13 protein-coding genes are annotated in these 14,803 nt (G+C 54.0%); 5 read left to right on the top strand and 8 right to left on the bottom strand.

Going from position 1 to position 14,803, the window contains the following annotated elements; translation table 11 throughout:
• Positions 1-246: 246 nt before the first annotated feature.
• Positions 247-1,311: a 2,3-butanediol dehydrogenase gene (locus tag HMPREF3066_RS00485; RefSeq protein ID WP_003776525.1), complete on the top strand. Its 1,065-nt coding sequence runs from the start codon at positions 247-249 to the stop codon at positions 1,309-1,311.
• Positions 1,312-1,535: 224 nt separating this feature from the next.
• Here the strand turns inward: HMPREF3066_RS00485 and HMPREF3066_RS00480 are convergent, their stop codons facing one another.
• The 8 genes from HMPREF3066_RS00480 to edd all read right to left on the bottom strand — a co-directional run bounded on the left by HMPREF3066_RS00480 (position 1,536) and on the right by edd (position 10,071).
• Positions 1,536-3,707 (bottom strand): TonB-dependent siderophore receptor, encoded by a 2,172-nt coding sequence (locus tag HMPREF3066_RS00480; protein ID WP_070439791.1) that lies wholly within the window; start codon positions 3,705-3,707, stop codon positions 1,536-1,538.
• Between the two features lie 351 nt (positions 3,708-4,058).
• On the bottom strand, positions 4,059-4,697 hold the full coding sequence (locus HMPREF3066_RS00475) for a 7-carboxy-7-deazaguanine synthase QueE (protein WP_070439790.1): 639 nt from the start codon (positions 4,695-4,697) through the stop codon (positions 4,059-4,061).
• Positions 4,694-5,065, bottom strand: coding sequence for a DUF1304 domain-containing protein (locus HMPREF3066_RS00470; protein WP_003757307.1), 372 nt, complete (start codon positions 5,063-5,065; stop codon positions 4,694-4,696). The genes HMPREF3066_RS00475 and HMPREF3066_RS00470 overlap by 4 nt, the downstream gene beginning before the upstream one ends.
• Before the next feature lie 269 nt (positions 5,066-5,334).
• Positions 5,335-5,757 (bottom strand): 6-carboxytetrahydropterin synthase QueD, encoded by a 423-nt coding sequence (gene queD / locus HMPREF3066_RS00465; RefSeq protein WP_070439789.1) that lies wholly within the window; start codon positions 5,755-5,757, stop codon positions 5,335-5,337.
• Positions 5,758-5,767: 10 nt separating this feature from the next.
• Positions 5,768-6,283: a DUF1543 domain-containing protein gene (locus tag HMPREF3066_RS00460; protein WP_070439788.1), complete on the bottom strand. Its 516-nt coding sequence runs from the start codon at positions 6,281-6,283 to the stop codon at positions 5,768-5,770.
• Positions 6,284-6,315: 32 nt separating this feature from the next.
• Complete coding sequence (queC, locus tag HMPREF3066_RS00455) at positions 6,316-6,975, bottom strand: 7-cyano-7-deazaguanine synthase QueC (protein WP_070439787.1); 660 nt, start codon at positions 6,973-6,975, stop codon at positions 6,316-6,318.
• Between the two features lie 162 nt (positions 6,976-7,137).
• Positions 7,138-7,776, bottom strand: a complete 639-nt coding sequence (locus HMPREF3066_RS00450) for a bifunctional 4-hydroxy-2-oxoglutarate aldolase/2-dehydro-3-deoxy-phosphogluconate aldolase (RefSeq protein ID WP_003757978.1) — start codon at positions 7,774-7,776, stop codon at positions 7,138-7,140.
• A 459-nt stretch (positions 7,777-8,235) separates the two neighbouring features.
• Positions 8,236-10,071 (bottom strand): phosphogluconate dehydratase, encoded by a 1,836-nt coding sequence (gene edd / locus HMPREF3066_RS00445; RefSeq protein ID WP_003757974.1) that lies wholly within the window; start codon positions 10,069-10,071, stop codon positions 8,236-8,238.
• A 463-nt stretch (positions 10,072-10,534) separates the two neighbouring features.
• On the opposite strand from edd, the gene zwf reads away from it, so the two are divergent.
• The 4 genes from zwf (at position 10,535) to hexR (ending at position 14,771) form a co-directional block, all read left to right on the top strand.
• Positions 10,535-11,980, top strand: a complete 1,446-nt coding sequence (zwf, locus tag HMPREF3066_RS00440) for a glucose-6-phosphate dehydrogenase (protein WP_070439786.1) — start codon at positions 10,535-10,537, stop codon at positions 11,978-11,980.
• Positions 11,981-12,195: 215 nt separating this feature from the next.
• Positions 12,196-12,891 (top strand): 6-phosphogluconolactonase, encoded by a 696-nt coding sequence (gene pgl, locus HMPREF3066_RS00435; protein WP_070439785.1) that lies wholly within the window; start codon positions 12,196-12,198, stop codon positions 12,889-12,891.
• Positions 12,872-13,873: a glucokinase gene (locus HMPREF3066_RS00430; protein WP_039406463.1), complete on the top strand. Its 1,002-nt coding sequence runs from the start codon at positions 12,872-12,874 to the stop codon at positions 13,871-13,873. Before pgl ends, HMPREF3066_RS00430 begins: the two co-directional genes overlap by 20 nt.
• A 49-nt stretch (positions 13,874-13,922) precedes the next feature.
• Positions 13,923-14,771 (top strand): DNA-binding transcriptional regulator HexR, encoded by an 849-nt coding sequence (gene hexR / locus HMPREF3066_RS00425; RefSeq protein WP_003776986.1) that lies wholly within the window; start codon positions 13,923-13,925, stop codon positions 14,769-14,771.
• The last annotated feature ends 32 nt before the right edge of the window (positions 14,772-14,803 follow it).

The raw sequence follows: 14,803 nt of genomic DNA, 5'->3' as shown, positions 1-14,803 counted from the left end.
AGGGGATGTCCAACTTTTGGGGTGCAGTTCACCTAGAAACAAGGTTTTCAGACGACCTCTTTTTGTTTATTCAAAATACGGCCTGCCGGCCAAAGCAAAAAGTATTAAAATAACAGCAATCAAACGACACAAACCCTGCCGATAATAAAAACTGTCGTCATTCAAGCGCACACCTACCCTTCCCTGAAAAGCCGTCCTACCTTTCAGACGACCTTTCTTTCCAACCTCAAAACAAGGAGCGTTACAATGAAAGCAGCACGTTTTTACGATAAAGGCGACATCCGCATCGAAGACATCCCCGAACCGACCGTCGCCCCCGGCACCGTCGGCATCAACGTCGCCTGGTGCGGCATCTGCGGTACCGACCTGCACGAATTTATGGAAGGTCCGATTTTCATTCCGCCCTGCGGCCATCCGCACCCGATTTCCGGCGAGTCCGCACCCGTAACGATGGGACACGAGTTCTCCGGCGTGGTTTATGCCGTCGGCGAAGGCGTGGACGACCTCAAAGTCGGACAACACGTAGTGGTCGAACCCTACATCATCCGCGATGACGTACCGACCGGCGAAGGCAGCAACTACCACCTCTCCAAAGACATGAACTTCATCGGCTTGGGCGGCTGCGGTGGCGGCCTTGCCGAAAAAATCGCCGTCAAACGCCGCTGGGTGCATCCGATTTCCGACAAAATCCCGTTAGACCAAGCCGCTTTGATTGAGCCTCTGTCCGTCGGTCATCACGCTTATGTCCGCAGCGGCGCGAAAGCAGGCGACGTCGCATTGGTCGGTGGCGCAGGTCCGATCGGTTTGCTGCTTGCCGCCGTTTTGAAAGCCAAAGGCATCAAAGTCATCATCACCGAATTGAGCAAAGCGCGCAAAGATAAAGCCCGCGAATCCGGCGTTGCCGACTACATCCTCGACCCCTCTGAAGTCGATGTCGTCGAAGAAGTGAAAAAACTGACCAACGGCGAAGGCGTGGACGTCGCATTCGAATGCACCAGCGTCAACAAAGTGCTGGACACCATGGTCGAAGCCTGCCGCCCGACTGCGAAAGTCGTTATCGTATCCATTTGGAGCCACCCCGCCACCATCAACGTCCACAGCGTCGTGATGAAAGAGCTGGACGTGCGCGGCACCATCGCCTACTGCAACGACCACGCCGAAACCATCAAACTGGTGGAAGAAGGCAAAATCAACCTTGAACCTTTCATCACCCAGCGCATCAAGCTGGACGAGCTGATTTCCGAAGGCTTCGAGCGTCTGATTCACAACAACGAATCTGCCGTTAAAATCATCGTCAATCCCAACCTGTAAACGACTGACATATTGATATAGCTAAATAACTTTTTTCGATACGCAACTTATCGGTTATCGTCATTCCCGCCCCCGCCTAGGCGAGGACAGGCTACGGCGGGGGTGGGAATGACGGAATTTGATGACATACCGTATTTAAAGTTAAATATGCTTGCTATAGAAACACAAAGGTCGTCTGAAAACCTCAAATCGGGTTTTTCAGACGACCTTTTCTTCTGCCTGCTTTAGAACGTGTGTTTCAACGTAGCGGTCAGGCTGCGCGGTGTGCCGTAAACGTGGATGTCGGGCATGGGGCGGTAGCGTTTGTTGAACACGTTTTCAAAGTCCAAGCCGATGCGGGTGGATTTGCCGATTTTGTAATGCGCGGTCAAGTCCAGCGTAGCGTATGGGCGTTGGGTTAAGGCTTCTTTACCGGCAACGGTGAAGGGCTGATATTCATCATAGGCGTTTGTGCCGCTTTGCCAGTTGACGTTTGCACCCAAGTTTAGGCGGTCGGTAACGTCATACGCCGTAAAGAGTTTGAAAAGGTGGACAGGATAAGAAGGGTTGACCACATTGCCCGAATCGTTTTTGAGTTTGGAGTACGCATAAGAAGCATTGAGCAGCCATTTGTCGCTCAGGCGTCCGCCAACAGACAGTTCCACACCTTTGGTCGTCGTGCGGTCAATAGATTCATAGTAAACCCATTGATTTTTACGATCATAAATTTCTTTAGACAAATGGTCGCGTTTATTGATAAACGCCGCCGCAGAAGCGTTCAAACGGCCTTCAAACCATGAGGCTTTTAAGCCGAGTTCATATGTTTTACCGCGTTGCGGTTCGAGCGGTTTGCCGTTTCGATCCAAATTGCGCACTTGCGGGCGGAATATGGTGGTATAGGAGGTGTAGGCTGTCAGATTGTCGTTTAAATCATAGCTTGCGCCCAAATAGGGAATAAATACCTTGTTTTTATGCCTGCTGTCGGCAAAATTGTTGCGATCGGAACTGTAGCGGTATTGCCAATCGACAAACCGTCCGCCGCCTATCAATGCCAGCCTGTCGGTCAGTTTGAAACGGGTTGAACCGTAAACAGAGAGGTTTTTCATATGGGCAAAGCCGTCGCGAAGGTAAGGTATGGCCGGTTTTGTGAAATTTCCGTCAAAAAGGCGCAAATCAGGGACAACCCCATCTTTATTTCTCTCGTAATATGAGGGAGTTTCCTTATTGTACTGATAGCTGATACCGGCATTGAATTCATGTTTGCGTCCCCAAAGCGGGTAATCGCCGTCCAAACTCAGAGAAAAATCTTGGTCGGTGTACTTGGCTTGGTCGCGCTCGGCAACGAATTGAGCGGAATAGTCGGGATTAATGACAAAAGGACCAGCCATGCCGGCAACCGCATCACTTTTCCCGTAAATATGGCTGTAGTTGCCGTTCAGAGTCCAACCGTTTTCAAACTCATGATTGATAGAGGTGAAGATTTCCGCACTGTTTTCTTTACCGTAAGCCCATTTTGCTGAGGAATTGCTGCGCGGAGAGGCTGCAAACGGTTCGAAAGGTTGATTGTTTTCAGGGTCTCCCGCTACGGTCAGATAGCTGAAAGGAGAGCTGCCGGTATTGCGGAAACGGTGTATTTCCGTACCGAGGCGCCAGTGGGTTTGCGGCGTGAGGTCGTAAGACAGAATGCCGTAGAAAGTGTGATTGTGGCGCGACGTGTTCGGCAGGTAATCACCACCGTGGTCGCTGACCAAAATAGCGCGGCCGCGCAAGGTATTGTCGGCATTCAAAGGATGATTGGCATCAAGGACGAAGCGGTAGTGTTTCCACGAACCGACTCCGGCTTCCACGCTGACGGCAGGTTTGGCAGTCGGTTTTTTGCGTTCCAAAGCAACCGTACCGCCCGGTTCGCCCATACCGCCGTTGGACAAACCGCTTGCGCCGCGCACGACGACGACTTGTTCGTACAATGCGCTGTCCAGATTGTTGGTGCCGCGGCGGATGGCTTTACTGTCGTAAAGGAACTTGGGCGCGCCGTCCACAGAAATGCTGTCAATCGCCTGACTGCGCGAAATAAACTCGCTGTGGCCGGAGACGTTGTTGCCCATTTTACTGTGGAACACGCCCGGTGTTTGTTTCAACACGTCCTGCAAGGTATCCAAACCTTGGTCGTCCATTTGTTTTTCGGTAACGACGGACAAAGACTGCGGCGTTTCGCGCTGGGTCAGGCGAATGCCTGTCGCAGCGGAGGAAGCCGGAATGGTGTAGTTGGAGGTTGTCTGTTTACCGACGCCCCGCACTTGGACAGTAGGCAAATCAACCTGCTCAACCCCATCCCCTGCCCCGAAGGAATAGGCAGACAAAAGTGCCGCAGCAACGGCAACCGGCAAACGTGCCGGACGAAATTTAGATAATGGCATGGTGTCTCCTAATTATTTAGCCGTCCGAACGGCAGCGGAGTTCCAAACCTCCTTGCACCATTCGGCAGCAAACGGCTTTTTATGCATTAAATAAGAATTTTTATCAAATTTCTGTAATAGGATGAAATAAACGGTCGGAGTATAGGGAACCGACGGGCATGAATCAAATAATTTACACAGTCCCCGATACATCATTTTCATCTGCATGACCATCTTTCATTCTCAATCAAACAAATCCAACAGTTGTAAAAAAGGTCGTCTGAAAATTTTCAGACGACCTTTTCAATAATATAAGGATTTAGAAGAATGATATTTGCGTATTAAGTTGGCATTTGATTCTTCACCATTCCCCTACTCTATCCCCGCCCATTTGTGTGTCTGCACGCTCAACTGCCAATGCACGGGCGCGTCGGGGCGGCTGTTTAAGAGACCGATTTGGCGGATGGTGTCGTAGATGTTCATCACGCCGTTTTGTTCGCAGGGCGAAAGGTAGTAATGGCGCGCGCGGATTTTGCGTTCCATGTTTTCGCAGAACACAACGACATCGCCGTCCGCCACGATGCGTACTTCGTTGGCCTCGGCGATACAGTTGGTTTCATATTTGGCGGCGTAGCAGGCTTTGGGGCTGGTGGCGACGTAGTCGATTTGCGGCGGCGCGGGCTTGAGGCCGTTGGTTTCGATACAGAGGAAATAGCCTTCCGCCTTGAGCGTGTCCAGCAGCATATCGAGATGCGGCTGTATGGTCGGTTCGCCGCCGGTGATGATGATATTGCGGGCAGTGTAGGTTTTCAGACGACCTAAAATGTCGGACAGGCTCATCATGCCGAATTTCAAATAATCGGTATCACACCAGCCGCACGCCAGATTGCATTTGCCCAAGCGGACGAACACGGCAGGCATGCCCGTGTTCCAGCCCTCACCTTGCAGGCTCTCGAAGATTTCAACGATGCGGTATTGCGGATTTTCGGGGGCGACGCTGATTTTCTTCATACCGCCAACACCGCTGCCGCCGCCAGCATCGCAGGCAGACCTTGTTTGACGAGTATGCCTTTGTTGCCGGAAGAGAACGCGCCCCATGCGGCGGCAATCAAAACGAAGCCGAGAAACAGAATCGTCGCGCCGTAAACGGCATTGTCCGGCGCGGCAAACCGCGACCACACCAGCCCGATGCCGAGAAAGCCGTTATACAGCCCTTGGTTGCTGAACAGGGTCTGCACGCGCTTTTGTTCCATAAATTCATAAGGCAGCTTGAACATTTCCGCCGCCTTTTCGCTGGGAATCTGCGTCATTTCAAGCCAAGCGATGTAGAAATGTTCGGCGGCGACGAGGAGGACTAAGAGGGTGGAAAGGAGTTTCATGGGTGTACCTTTTAATGGGTGTATTTGATATGGAAGGCCGTCTGAAAAAACGGGGAATCCTTACTGAAAAAAAAGACAGTTTTACAGTAGATTCAAATAAGGACGCCCCACACCGTCATTCCCGCGCAGGCGGGAATCCAGACCTTGGTTTTTCAGAAATATTTAAAAATTGCAGTAATTCCAAATCTCTGGATTCCCGCCTGCGCGGGAATGACGCGGTTGGGCATACCTTATTTGAATTTACTCTACGGATACGTGCAAGATATTCCCTACTCCCCTTCATACTCCGCACACGATGTCGGCGTTTCCCACAATTTCACGCTGCACACTTTCAGCCCCGCGTTTTTCAAACGATCATACATTTCGACCGCCATATTTTCGGCAGTGGTGCGGCAGGGCAGGCACAGGGTTTTCATGTTCCAGCCCTCCAAGAGCGCGGCGATTTGGCATTCGCGCTCGTTGCCGCCGTGGTAGATAAACGCGTGGTCGAAGGGGTCGGTAATATGTTGTTTCACAATGGCTTTGAGGTCGGTAAAGTCCATCACCATGCCGTCTTTCGGCCCGCCCCTGACGGGGTCGTCTGAAACGGTGATTTCGAGTTTGTAGGTATGCCCGTGCAGGTTTTGGCATTTGCCGTCATGCCCGTCGAGCATGTGTGAGGAGTCGAAGGTGAATATCTTGGTAATTTTCATGGTGGGTACTTTAAATCGGTAAATAGCCCTGAAAGCCCATTTCGGCAGGCTTGCCGTGCGGATTCGGGGTCAGGCGGATGGTGTGATTTCCGATGCGGTCGAGCCGGAGCAGGTTGTCCACGTCTTTTAAGTTGTCTTTATGCTGCTGAACATGGTTGGTCAACAGGGTTTTCAGGGCTTTTTGTTTGGCTTCGGCGGGCGTGGCGGCGGCGAACAGTCCGAAAGCGTGCGCCTCGGCAAGCTGTCCCGCGCGATAGCCGCCGACATTGACGAAATACAGGTGCGGGACGTTTTCAGACGACCCCTTCGGCTCGGCGTGGTCGGATACATCGACATCGTAACCGTCCACCCATTCGACAACCTGCCAGCCGTCAATGTGGATTTTGTCCGCATCGCCGAACCATGCGGCTTTGAGCGCAGGGATGGCTTCACGGTAATCGTCGCACACGGCAAATTGGATGTCGTGCACTTCGATATTGGAGCGGCCTGCGTTACCGCCGAGATAGAACATATAAAGTTTGGTCATGATAAGGCTTGTATCGGATGATGGTTGTATTTTCAGACGATCTTTTTACTTTCCAAATATTCCGCCAATCCGCGTTCGCGCAACACGCAGCTCGGGCATTCATGGCAGCCGCCGACGATGCCGTTGTAGCAGGTGTGTGTCTCTTCGCGGATGTAGTCCAGCGCGCCCATTTCGTCCGCCAGCGCCCAAGTTTGCGCTTTGGTCAGGTACATCAGCGGGGTGTGGATTTGAAAGGCGTAGTCCATCGCCAGATTGAGGGTAACGTTCATGGATTTGACGAACACGTCGCGGCAGTCGGGGTAGCCGGAGAAGTCGGTTTCGCAAACGCCCGCGATGATGTGCCTGATGCCCTGTCCTTTGGCGTAGATGGCGGCGTAGAGTAGAAACAGGGCGTTGCGTCCGTCTACGAAGGTATTGGGCAGGCCGTCTGAAGCGGTTTCGATGGCAGCGGTGTCGTCCATCAGGGCGTTGTGCGTAATCTGCTGCATCAGGCTCAAGTCGAGTACGGTTTGTTTGACGCCCAAATCCTGCGCGATCCAGAGGGCGCGTTCCAACTCAATGGCGTGGCGTTGCCCGTATTGGAAGGTGATGGCTTGAACGTTTTCGCGCCCGTAGGTTTGAATCGCCTGAATCAGGCAGGTGGTGGAGTCCTGGCCGCCGGAGAAGATGACCAAGGCTTGTTGGTTTTGCATGGTGAATCCTAGTTTTGGTAACGCGGGAGGTTTGCGAACCGCGAAAATGGAAAAAAATCGTACGGATTATAGCGGATTTCGTCCGAATATACGCCGCCTGAAAGAACAAGGTCGTCTGAAACCCTAGAAAACGGTTTCAGACGACCTTTGGGGTGTTACAAATCAGGCTTTGGGTTTCAACGCTGCCGCTTCTTTGGCGAGGCGGGTGATGGTGTCCCAGTCTTTGTTTTTAACGGCTTCTTTCGGAGTCAGCCATGAGCCGCCGACACACAAGACGTTGGGTAGTGCCAAGTAATCGGGCGCGGTGGCGAGGCTGATGCCGCCGGTCGGGCAGAAGCGCACGTCGGCATAAGGACCGTAGAGTGCTTTGAGCATGGCTTTGCCGCCGACGACTTCGGCGGGGAAGAGTTTGAGGGTATCGATACCGTGTTCCAAAGCCAGTTGGACTTCGCCCGGAGTGGCAACGCCGGGAATCAGGGGAATGCCGCTGTTGTGGCTGGCTTTGGCGAGGGATTCGTGCAGGCCCGGGCTGATGGCGAAAACCGCGCCTGCGTCTTCGACGGCTTTGAGCTGTTCAGGGTTGGTAACCGTACCCGCGCCGACGATGGCGTTGGGCACTTCTTTGGCAATCAGGCGGATGGCGTCGAGGCCGACGGGAGTGCGCAGGGTAATTTCGAGGGTGGGGATGCCGCCTTCGACAAGGGCGTGGGACAAATCGACGGCGGTGCTTAAGTCGTCAATCGCCATGACGGGCACGACTGCGCCGGCAGTCAGGATTTCGCGTGGGGTCAGTTTGGACATTTCGATTCTCCAGGTGGGATGGGGTTGTCGTTTTTGTTGAGGTCAAATGGGACGGGGTTTAAGTTTTCAGACGACCTACGTCTTTGTTTTTTTCGCGGGCTAAGCCCACGCTACGTCTGCTGCGTTCAAACGGAACGGAGGTTTAAGTTTTCAGACGACCTTTGGGGCTGTATTCGGATATCCGTATCCGACAAATGCCCTGATAACGTCGGATTCGAAAATCCGACCTACGTCTTTGGTTTTGTTCGCGGGCAAAGCCCACGCTACGTCTGCTGCGTTCAAACGGAATGGTGGTTTAAGTTTCAGATGACCTTTGGGGGCTGTAGGTCGGATTCTTGAATCCGACATCTTAAACGGCTGTGTCGGATTCGAGAATCCGACAGTTGCTACGTCTGTTTTAAACGGCTTCAATAATTTTTCAGACGACCTTCCGTTTGAAAAGGTCGTCTGAAACGTACATCAGGCAAATTCACCGCCGAAGCTCATGGCACCGGTTTCTGCGCTGCTGGTCATGCTGCGGAAGTTGGCGAAGAGTTCGCGGCCACAGCCTTGTTGGTTCGCGCTCAAGTCGATGTGTTCGACTTCGCGGGCGTTCCATTCGGCCTCGTTAATCAGGACGTTGAGTTCGCCGGTAACGGAGTCGAAGCGGATCAGGTCGCCGGTACGGATTTTGGCGATGTTACCACCCATCAGGGCTTCGGGCGTCATGTGGATGGACGCGGGCACTTTGCCGGACGCGCCGGACATACGGCCGTCGGTCAGTAGCGCCACTTTGAAGCCGCGGTCTTGCAGGATGCCCAAAGGCGGGGTCAGTTTGTGCAACTCGGGCATACCGTTGGCGCGCGGGCCTTGGTAGCGGACGACGCACACAAAATCGCGTTCCAACTCGCCGCGTTCAAACGCTGCCAACACTTCGCGTTGGTCGTTAAACACGATGGCGGGCGCTTCGATGATGCGGCAGCCTTCGCGCACGGCGGACACTTTAATCACGCCGCGACCGATGTTGCCTTTCATCAGGCGCAAACCGCCGTCAGGGGAGAACGGGTTGTCGGCTTTACGCAGGATGTCGTCGTTGCCGCTTGTTTCGGGGGCTTCGCGCCATTCGAGTTTGCCGTCGATGAGAAAAGGCTCTTTGGTGTAGTGGCGCATACCGTGTCCGACGACGGTATCGACATCGTCGTGCAACAAACCTGCGTCCAGTAATTCGCGGATAACGAAAGGCAGGCCGCCTGCTGCGGTAAAGTGGTTCACGTCGGCCTTGCCGTTGGGGTACACGCGGATGAGCAGCGGGATGATGGAGGAAATTTCGTCAAAGTCGTCCCAGTTCAAAATCACACCTGCGGCGCGCGCCATGGCGACGAGGTGCATGGTGTGGTTGGTCGAGCCGCCGGTCGCCATCAGACCAATCAAGGCGTTGATGAAGGATTTTTCGGTCAACATTTCGCCCAAGGGTTTGATGGTGCCGTTTTTGATGCCGCGCGCGAGGTGTCCGGCTGCGTAGCGGGTCAGAGCTTCGCGCAGGTCGGTATAGGGGTGGACGAAAGCGGCGGCGGGCAGGTGTACGCCCATCATTTCCATCATCATTTGGTTGGAGTTTGCCGTGCCGTAGAAAGTGCAGGTGCCGGGGCTGTGGTAGGAACCCATTTCGCTTTCGAGCAACGCGTCGCGACCGACTTTGCCTTCGGCGAAAAGCTGGCGGGTGCGGGCTTTTTCTTTATTGCCGATACCGCTGGACATCGGGCCTGCGGGAACGAAGATGCCGGGAATATGACCGAACGAAAGCGCGCCTATCATCAAACCCGGCACGATTTTGTCGCACACGCCCATAAACAGGCTGCCGTCGAACATTTGGTGCGACAGGCCGATGGCGGTACTCATGGCGATGACGTCGCGGGAGAACAGCGACAATTCCATACCGGCGTAGCCCTGCGTGATGCCGTCGCACATGGCGGGCGTACCGCCGGCGACTTGGGCGGTCGCGCCGTTTTTCTGTGCTTCGTCTTTAATTTGGTCGGGGAAGTCTTTAAACGGCTGGTGTGCGGAAACCATGTCGTTGTAGGCGGTGATGATGCCTAAGTTGGGAACGGTGTCCTGAAGCATTTCAATTTTGATGCTTTTGGGCATGGAGGCGTAGCCGTGCGCCAGGTTGCTGCAACCGAGCTGGTTGCGCTCCAGCCGTCCCATTTGTTTGGCGCTGCGGATTTTCGCCAGATATTTTTCGCGGGTCGGACGGCTGCGCTCGATGATGCGCTCGGTGATTTCGGCGAGCTTGGGGTGGATAGGAGTGGGATTCATGTTCGGTCTCCTGTCGGAAGGGGTGGTATGGGATTTTTGTTTGCGCGTTTCTGATTTTTTGTATTGGGTGTGGGGCGTTCAGCGTTTCAGACGACCTTTCAAACCATGCAAGGGGTCGTCTGAAAGCCTCACTCTATCTATGCAGGCTATTATAATACAAAACCTGTAATTTAGTTACAAAATAATCTGCTAAATGTAAGAAATTTGATTTAAATCGTGATATGCGTCATTTGTGAAAATCTACCAAACCAAACTCATCAAACTTTTAAACTAAGTCAAATAATTTGTAAAAATGAGAATAGACAAAATGTGTAGCCATGTGTAGTATTACTACTCATTAGCCCGCCTGTTTTGAAATTTTGATGCAGGCGATTGGTTTCCATTGCTTTTCTGCCGAAACCGCCCGTCTTTCACGGCATCCGGCGGCACCGGCACAAGGCCTTCCTCAACGAGAGATAAAACGATGAGTACACAAACAAATTTTGATTTGGTGTTGTTCGGCGCGACCGGCGATTTGGCAATGCGTAAGCTGCTGCCTTGTCTGTATCAGGCGCACGTTGCAGGGTTGCTCAATCCTCAGGGTCGTATTTTAGGTGTCAGCCGCAGCGATTTGGATACGGCGGGCTTTTTGGCAAAAGTGGAAACCAACTCCAAAATCCATGTCAAACAAAACTTTTCAGACGACGCCTGGGCATCGTTCGTCAAACGTATCGAATATTTGAAAGTCGACGTTACCCAAGAAGCCGATTTTGCCGCTTTGGGCGAAAAAGTCAAAGCCCGCAAAAAGACCGACAACGTCATCATCTATCTTTCCACCGCGCCGAAATTCTTCGCGCAAGCCTGCGAAAACCTTGCCAAAGTCGGACTGAACGCCGACAACGCGCGCGTCGTTTTGGAAAAACCGCTGGGTACCGACCTCGCCTCTTCCCAACAAATCAATACCGATGTCGCCCGCTACTTCAAAGAGAGCCAAATCTACCGCATCGACCACTACTTAGGCAAAGAAAGCCTGCAAAACCTGCTGGCGCTGCGTTTTGCCAACGTGATGTTCGAGCCGTTGTGGAACAACAAATACATCGAAAGCGTACAACTGACCATCGCCGAACAGCTCGGTGTGGAAGAGCGCGGCGAGTTCTACGACATTACCGGCGCGCTGCGCGACATGGTGCAAAACCACCTGATGCAAATGCTGTGCATGACTGCGATGGAAGCACCCGCCAGCTTGGATGCCGACGCAGTGCGCGATGAAAAAGTCAAAGTCATCAAGTCCTTGAAACCGCTGACCATCGAATCCGTCAACGAAAACGTCGTGCGCGGACAATACACCGCCGCCAAAGGCATGAACGGCTATCTGCAAGAAATCAACGTTCCGCAAGACAGCTTCACCGAAACCTACGTCGCCATCAAAGCCGAAATCGAAAACGACCGTTGGAAAGGCGTTCCTTTCTACCTGCGTACCGGCAAACGCATGGCGGGCAAAGTGGCGGAAATCGTCTTGAACTTCCGTCCGCTGCAAAACCATATTTTTGAAAACAGCCAAGCCGCGCCAAACCGTTTGGTTATCGAATTGCAGCCGACCGAGTCCGTTCGCCTCTATACGCAGATGAAAACGCCGGGTGCGGGCAACAAAGTGGAAATCGTGCCGCTGGCAACCAACTTGGAAAAAGCCCTCAGAGGTCGCCGCGCCGAAGCTTACGAACGCCTGCTGTTGGACGTCATCAACGGCAAGCTCGCCCTCTTCAACCGCCGCGACGAACTCGAAGCCGCTTGGGAATATGTGATGCCGATTCTGGAAAACTGGGCAAGCAACACCACCCCGCCACACGGCTACGACGCGCATTCATGGGGCCCGGTAGCCGCCCGCGAACTGTTGGCGCGCGACGGACACAAGTGGCACGAAGACCAGTAAAGCCTTTTCAGACGACCTTTGCTTGAAGCGTTCACGGTTCAAAAAGGTCGTCTGAAAACCATAAGGCGGCAGATTAGGCGTTTCCGCCGACATTCGCGCTGCCATCGACAATACAGGCTCTCACTTACTTTCCCGCTCACAAACACTGCCTTTCAGACGACCTCCTGCCCCCTTCTTAACAAAAGGTCGTCTGAAAACAGAGAAAGGACACTTTTATGTTCGTTTGGCATGAATACGAAAACGCAGCAGCCGCTTCACAGGCTTTGGCAGACGCAGTCGCCGCCGCGCTGCAAAACGCGCTGGATAACAAAGGCAGCGCAGTGTTGGCGGTTTCCGGCGGCCGCTCGCCGATTCCCTTCTTCCAAGCCCTGTCGCAAAAAGATTTGGACTGGCAAAAAGTCGGCATCACTTTGGTTGACGAGCGCATCGTGCCGACGACCCACGCCGACAGCAACACCGCCTTGGCGCACGAATACCTGCTGCAAAACAAAGCCGCCGCAGCGACTTGGATTCCCGTTGTCGAAGCGGGTAAAACTGAAACTGAATTACAACCCGACAGCGTCGTTGCCTACGCGCTGAAACATTACAAACAACCTGACGTACTGATTTTGGGCATGGGCGGCGACGGACATACCGCCTCCCTCTTCCCGAAAGCGCCGCAGCTGAAGGCAGCCATCAACGAATCAGACGACCCGACCCTCATCCACACCACGCCCGTTACCGCGCCGCACGAGCGCGTCAGCATGACCTTGGGCGCCATCGCCAAAACGGAAAACGTCTTTTTGGCGATTCAGGGTGCGGAGAAAAAAGCCGTGTTCGACAAAGCCGCCGCGCGCGCCGATTTGGAATATCCGACCAGCCTGGTATTGAACCATCAAGGAGTGAACTGCCATGTCTTCTACTCAAACTGATATTCAACAACCCGTCGGCAAAAACTATCCGCGCCTGGTTGCCGATATCGGCGGCACCAACGCCCGCTTCGCGCTCGAAACCGCCCCGCACCAGATTGAAAAAGCCCAAGTCTTGCCGTGCAAAGACTACGACACCATCGTCGATGCCGCCAAAGCCTATTTGGAACAGGCAGGCGGAGCCGAAGTCCGGCACGCCGCCTTCGCCATCGCCAACCCGATTTTGGGCGACTGGGTGCAAATGACCAACCACCATTGGGCGTTTTCCATCGAAACCACCCGTCAGGCATTGGAGCTGGACACCCTCATCCTCTTGAACGACTTTACCGCGCAGGCATTGGCGGTAACGCAGACTTCAAGCAAAGACCTGATGCAGGTAGGCGGGCATAAACCCATCGAATTTGCCCCCAAAGCCGTCATCGGGCCGGGAACCGGTTTGGGCGTGAGCGGACTGGTGCACAGCCCCGCAGGCTGGGTCGCGCTTGCCGGCGAAGGCGGCCATTCCAGCTTTCCGCCGTTTGACGACATGGAAGTTTTGATTTGGCAGTATGCGAAAAACAAATACGGCCATGTCTCCGCCGAACGCTTCCTCAGCGGCGCAGGTTTGAGCCTGATTTACGAGGCACTCGCCAAACGCGACAAACTGAAAAACTACCGCCTCAAACCGTCCGAAATCACCGAAAAAGCCTTAAGCGGCACGTCCCCGCTCTGCCGTCAGACTTTGGACATCTTCTGCGCCATGCTCGGCACGGTTGCCTCCAACCTCGCCCTGACGCTGGGCGCGCGCGGCGGCGTGTATTTGTGCGGCGGCATCATCCCCCGCGTTTTGGAATATTTTAAAACCTCACCTTTCCGCAGCCGCTTTGAAAACAAAGGCCGTTTCGAAGCCTATCTCGCCGCGATTCCCGTCTATGTCGTCTTAAGCGAATTTCCGGGCATTACCGGCGCAGCGGCGGCACTCGACAACCACTTGAAAAACGTTTAATCACACAAGCCGCCCCGCCGCGGGGCGGCACACACCGAAGGGCATATTTATGTTAAGCAAAATCAGCGAATCACTGTCAAACCTGTCGGGCGCGGAACGCAAAGTCGCCGAATGCGCCTTGGCGGAACCCAAATGGTTTGTCCATGCCGCCGTCGCCGAAATCGCCGAGCGCGCATCCGTCAGCCAGCCGACCGTCATCCGTTTTTGCCGCAGCCTGGGCTACAAAGGACTGCCCGAGTTCAAACTCGCCCTGTCCGCCAGCATAGGCCACGAAGGTATGCCCTACGTCCATGAAGAGCTCAACGCCGACGACGACATGAGCATCGTTGTCGAAAAAGTATTGGGCAACGCCGCCGCCTCCATTTTGGGCGAACGCCGCTTCCTGAAAGAGTCCGAACTGGAAAACGCCATCGCCACCCTGATGCACGCCCGCCGTGTCGAGTTCTACGGCGTCGGCAACTCCGGCATCGTCGCCCAAGACGCGCAACACAAATTCTTCCGCTTCGGCATTTCCACCGTCGCCTACGTCGATACCCACACCCAACTGATGGCAGCCTCCGTCCTGTCCGACCAAGACGTTGTCGTCGCCATTTCCAACACCGGCTCGTCCATCGAGCTTTTAGACGCCGTCAGCATCGCCAAAGAAAACGGCGCATCCGTCATCGCCCTGACCCGCAACGACTCCCCGCTGGCACAGCTTGCCGACTGCGTATTGAGCATCGCCACGCAGGAAAACGCCGAACTCTACACCCCCATGGTTTCCCGCCTGCTGCAACTTGCCGTCATCGACATCCTCGCCATCGGACTCGCCCTGCGCCTGGGTGACGCCGCCAGCCTGCAACTGCAAAAAAGCAAAAAAAGCATACACAACAAACACATCGATTACGACAAAGACTAAACAATATAGTGGATTAAATTTAAATCAGGACA

Origin of the sequence: Neisseria sp. HMSC03D10, from assembly GCF_001807625.1 — a bacterium.
GTDB classification, from domain to species: domain Bacteria; phylum Pseudomonadota; class Gammaproteobacteria; order Burkholderiales; family Neisseriaceae; genus Neisseria; species Neisseria mucosa.
The sequence above is the reverse complement of the archived record's forward strand: the minus strand, read 5'-3'. Positions and strand labels throughout refer to the sequence as shown.

Bases quoted from the DNA above. Each gene is read 5' to 3' on its own strand.
- HMPREF3066_RS00485 (WP_003776525.1), top strand. From the start codon at position 247: ATGAAAGCAGCACGTTTTTACGATAAAGGCGACATCCGCATCGAAGAC.
- HMPREF3066_RS00480 (WP_070439791.1), bottom strand. From the start codon at position 3,707: ATGCCATTATCTAAATTTCGTCCGGCACGTTTGCCGGTTGCCGTTGCT.
- HMPREF3066_RS00475 (WP_070439790.1), bottom strand. From the start codon at position 4,697: ATGAAGAAAATCAGCGTCGCCCCCGAAAATCCGCAATACCGCATCGTT.
- HMPREF3066_RS00470 (WP_003757307.1), bottom strand. From the start codon at position 5,065: ATGAAACTCCTTTCCACCCTCTTAGTCCTCCTCGTCGCCGCCGAACAT.
- queD (WP_070439789.1), bottom strand. From the start codon at position 5,757: ATGAAAATTACCAAGATATTCACCTTCGACTCCTCACACATGCTCGAC.
- HMPREF3066_RS00460 (WP_070439788.1), bottom strand. From the start codon at position 6,283: ATGACCAAACTTTATATGTTCTATCTCGGCGGTAACGCAGGCCGCTCC.
- queC (WP_070439787.1), bottom strand. From the start codon at position 6,975: ATGCAAAACCAACAAGCCTTGGTCATCTTCTCCGGCGGCCAGGACTCC.
- HMPREF3066_RS00450 (WP_003757978.1), bottom strand. From the start codon at position 7,776: ATGTCCAAACTGACCCCACGCGAAATCCTGACTGCCGGCGCAGTCGTG.
- edd (WP_003757974.1), bottom strand. From the start codon at position 10,071: ATGAATCCCACTCCTATCCACCCCAAGCTCGCCGAAATCACCGAGCGC.
- zwf (WP_070439786.1), top strand. From the start codon at position 10,535: ATGAGTACACAAACAAATTTTGATTTGGTGTTGTTCGGCGCGACCGGC.
- pgl (WP_070439785.1), top strand. From the start codon at position 12,196: ATGTTCGTTTGGCATGAATACGAAAACGCAGCAGCCGCTTCACAGGCT.
- HMPREF3066_RS00430 (WP_039406463.1), top strand. From the start codon at position 12,872: ATGTCTTCTACTCAAACTGATATTCAACAACCCGTCGGCAAAAACTAT.
- hexR (WP_003776986.1), top strand. From the start codon at position 13,923: ATGTTAAGCAAAATCAGCGAATCACTGTCAAACCTGTCGGGCGCGGAA.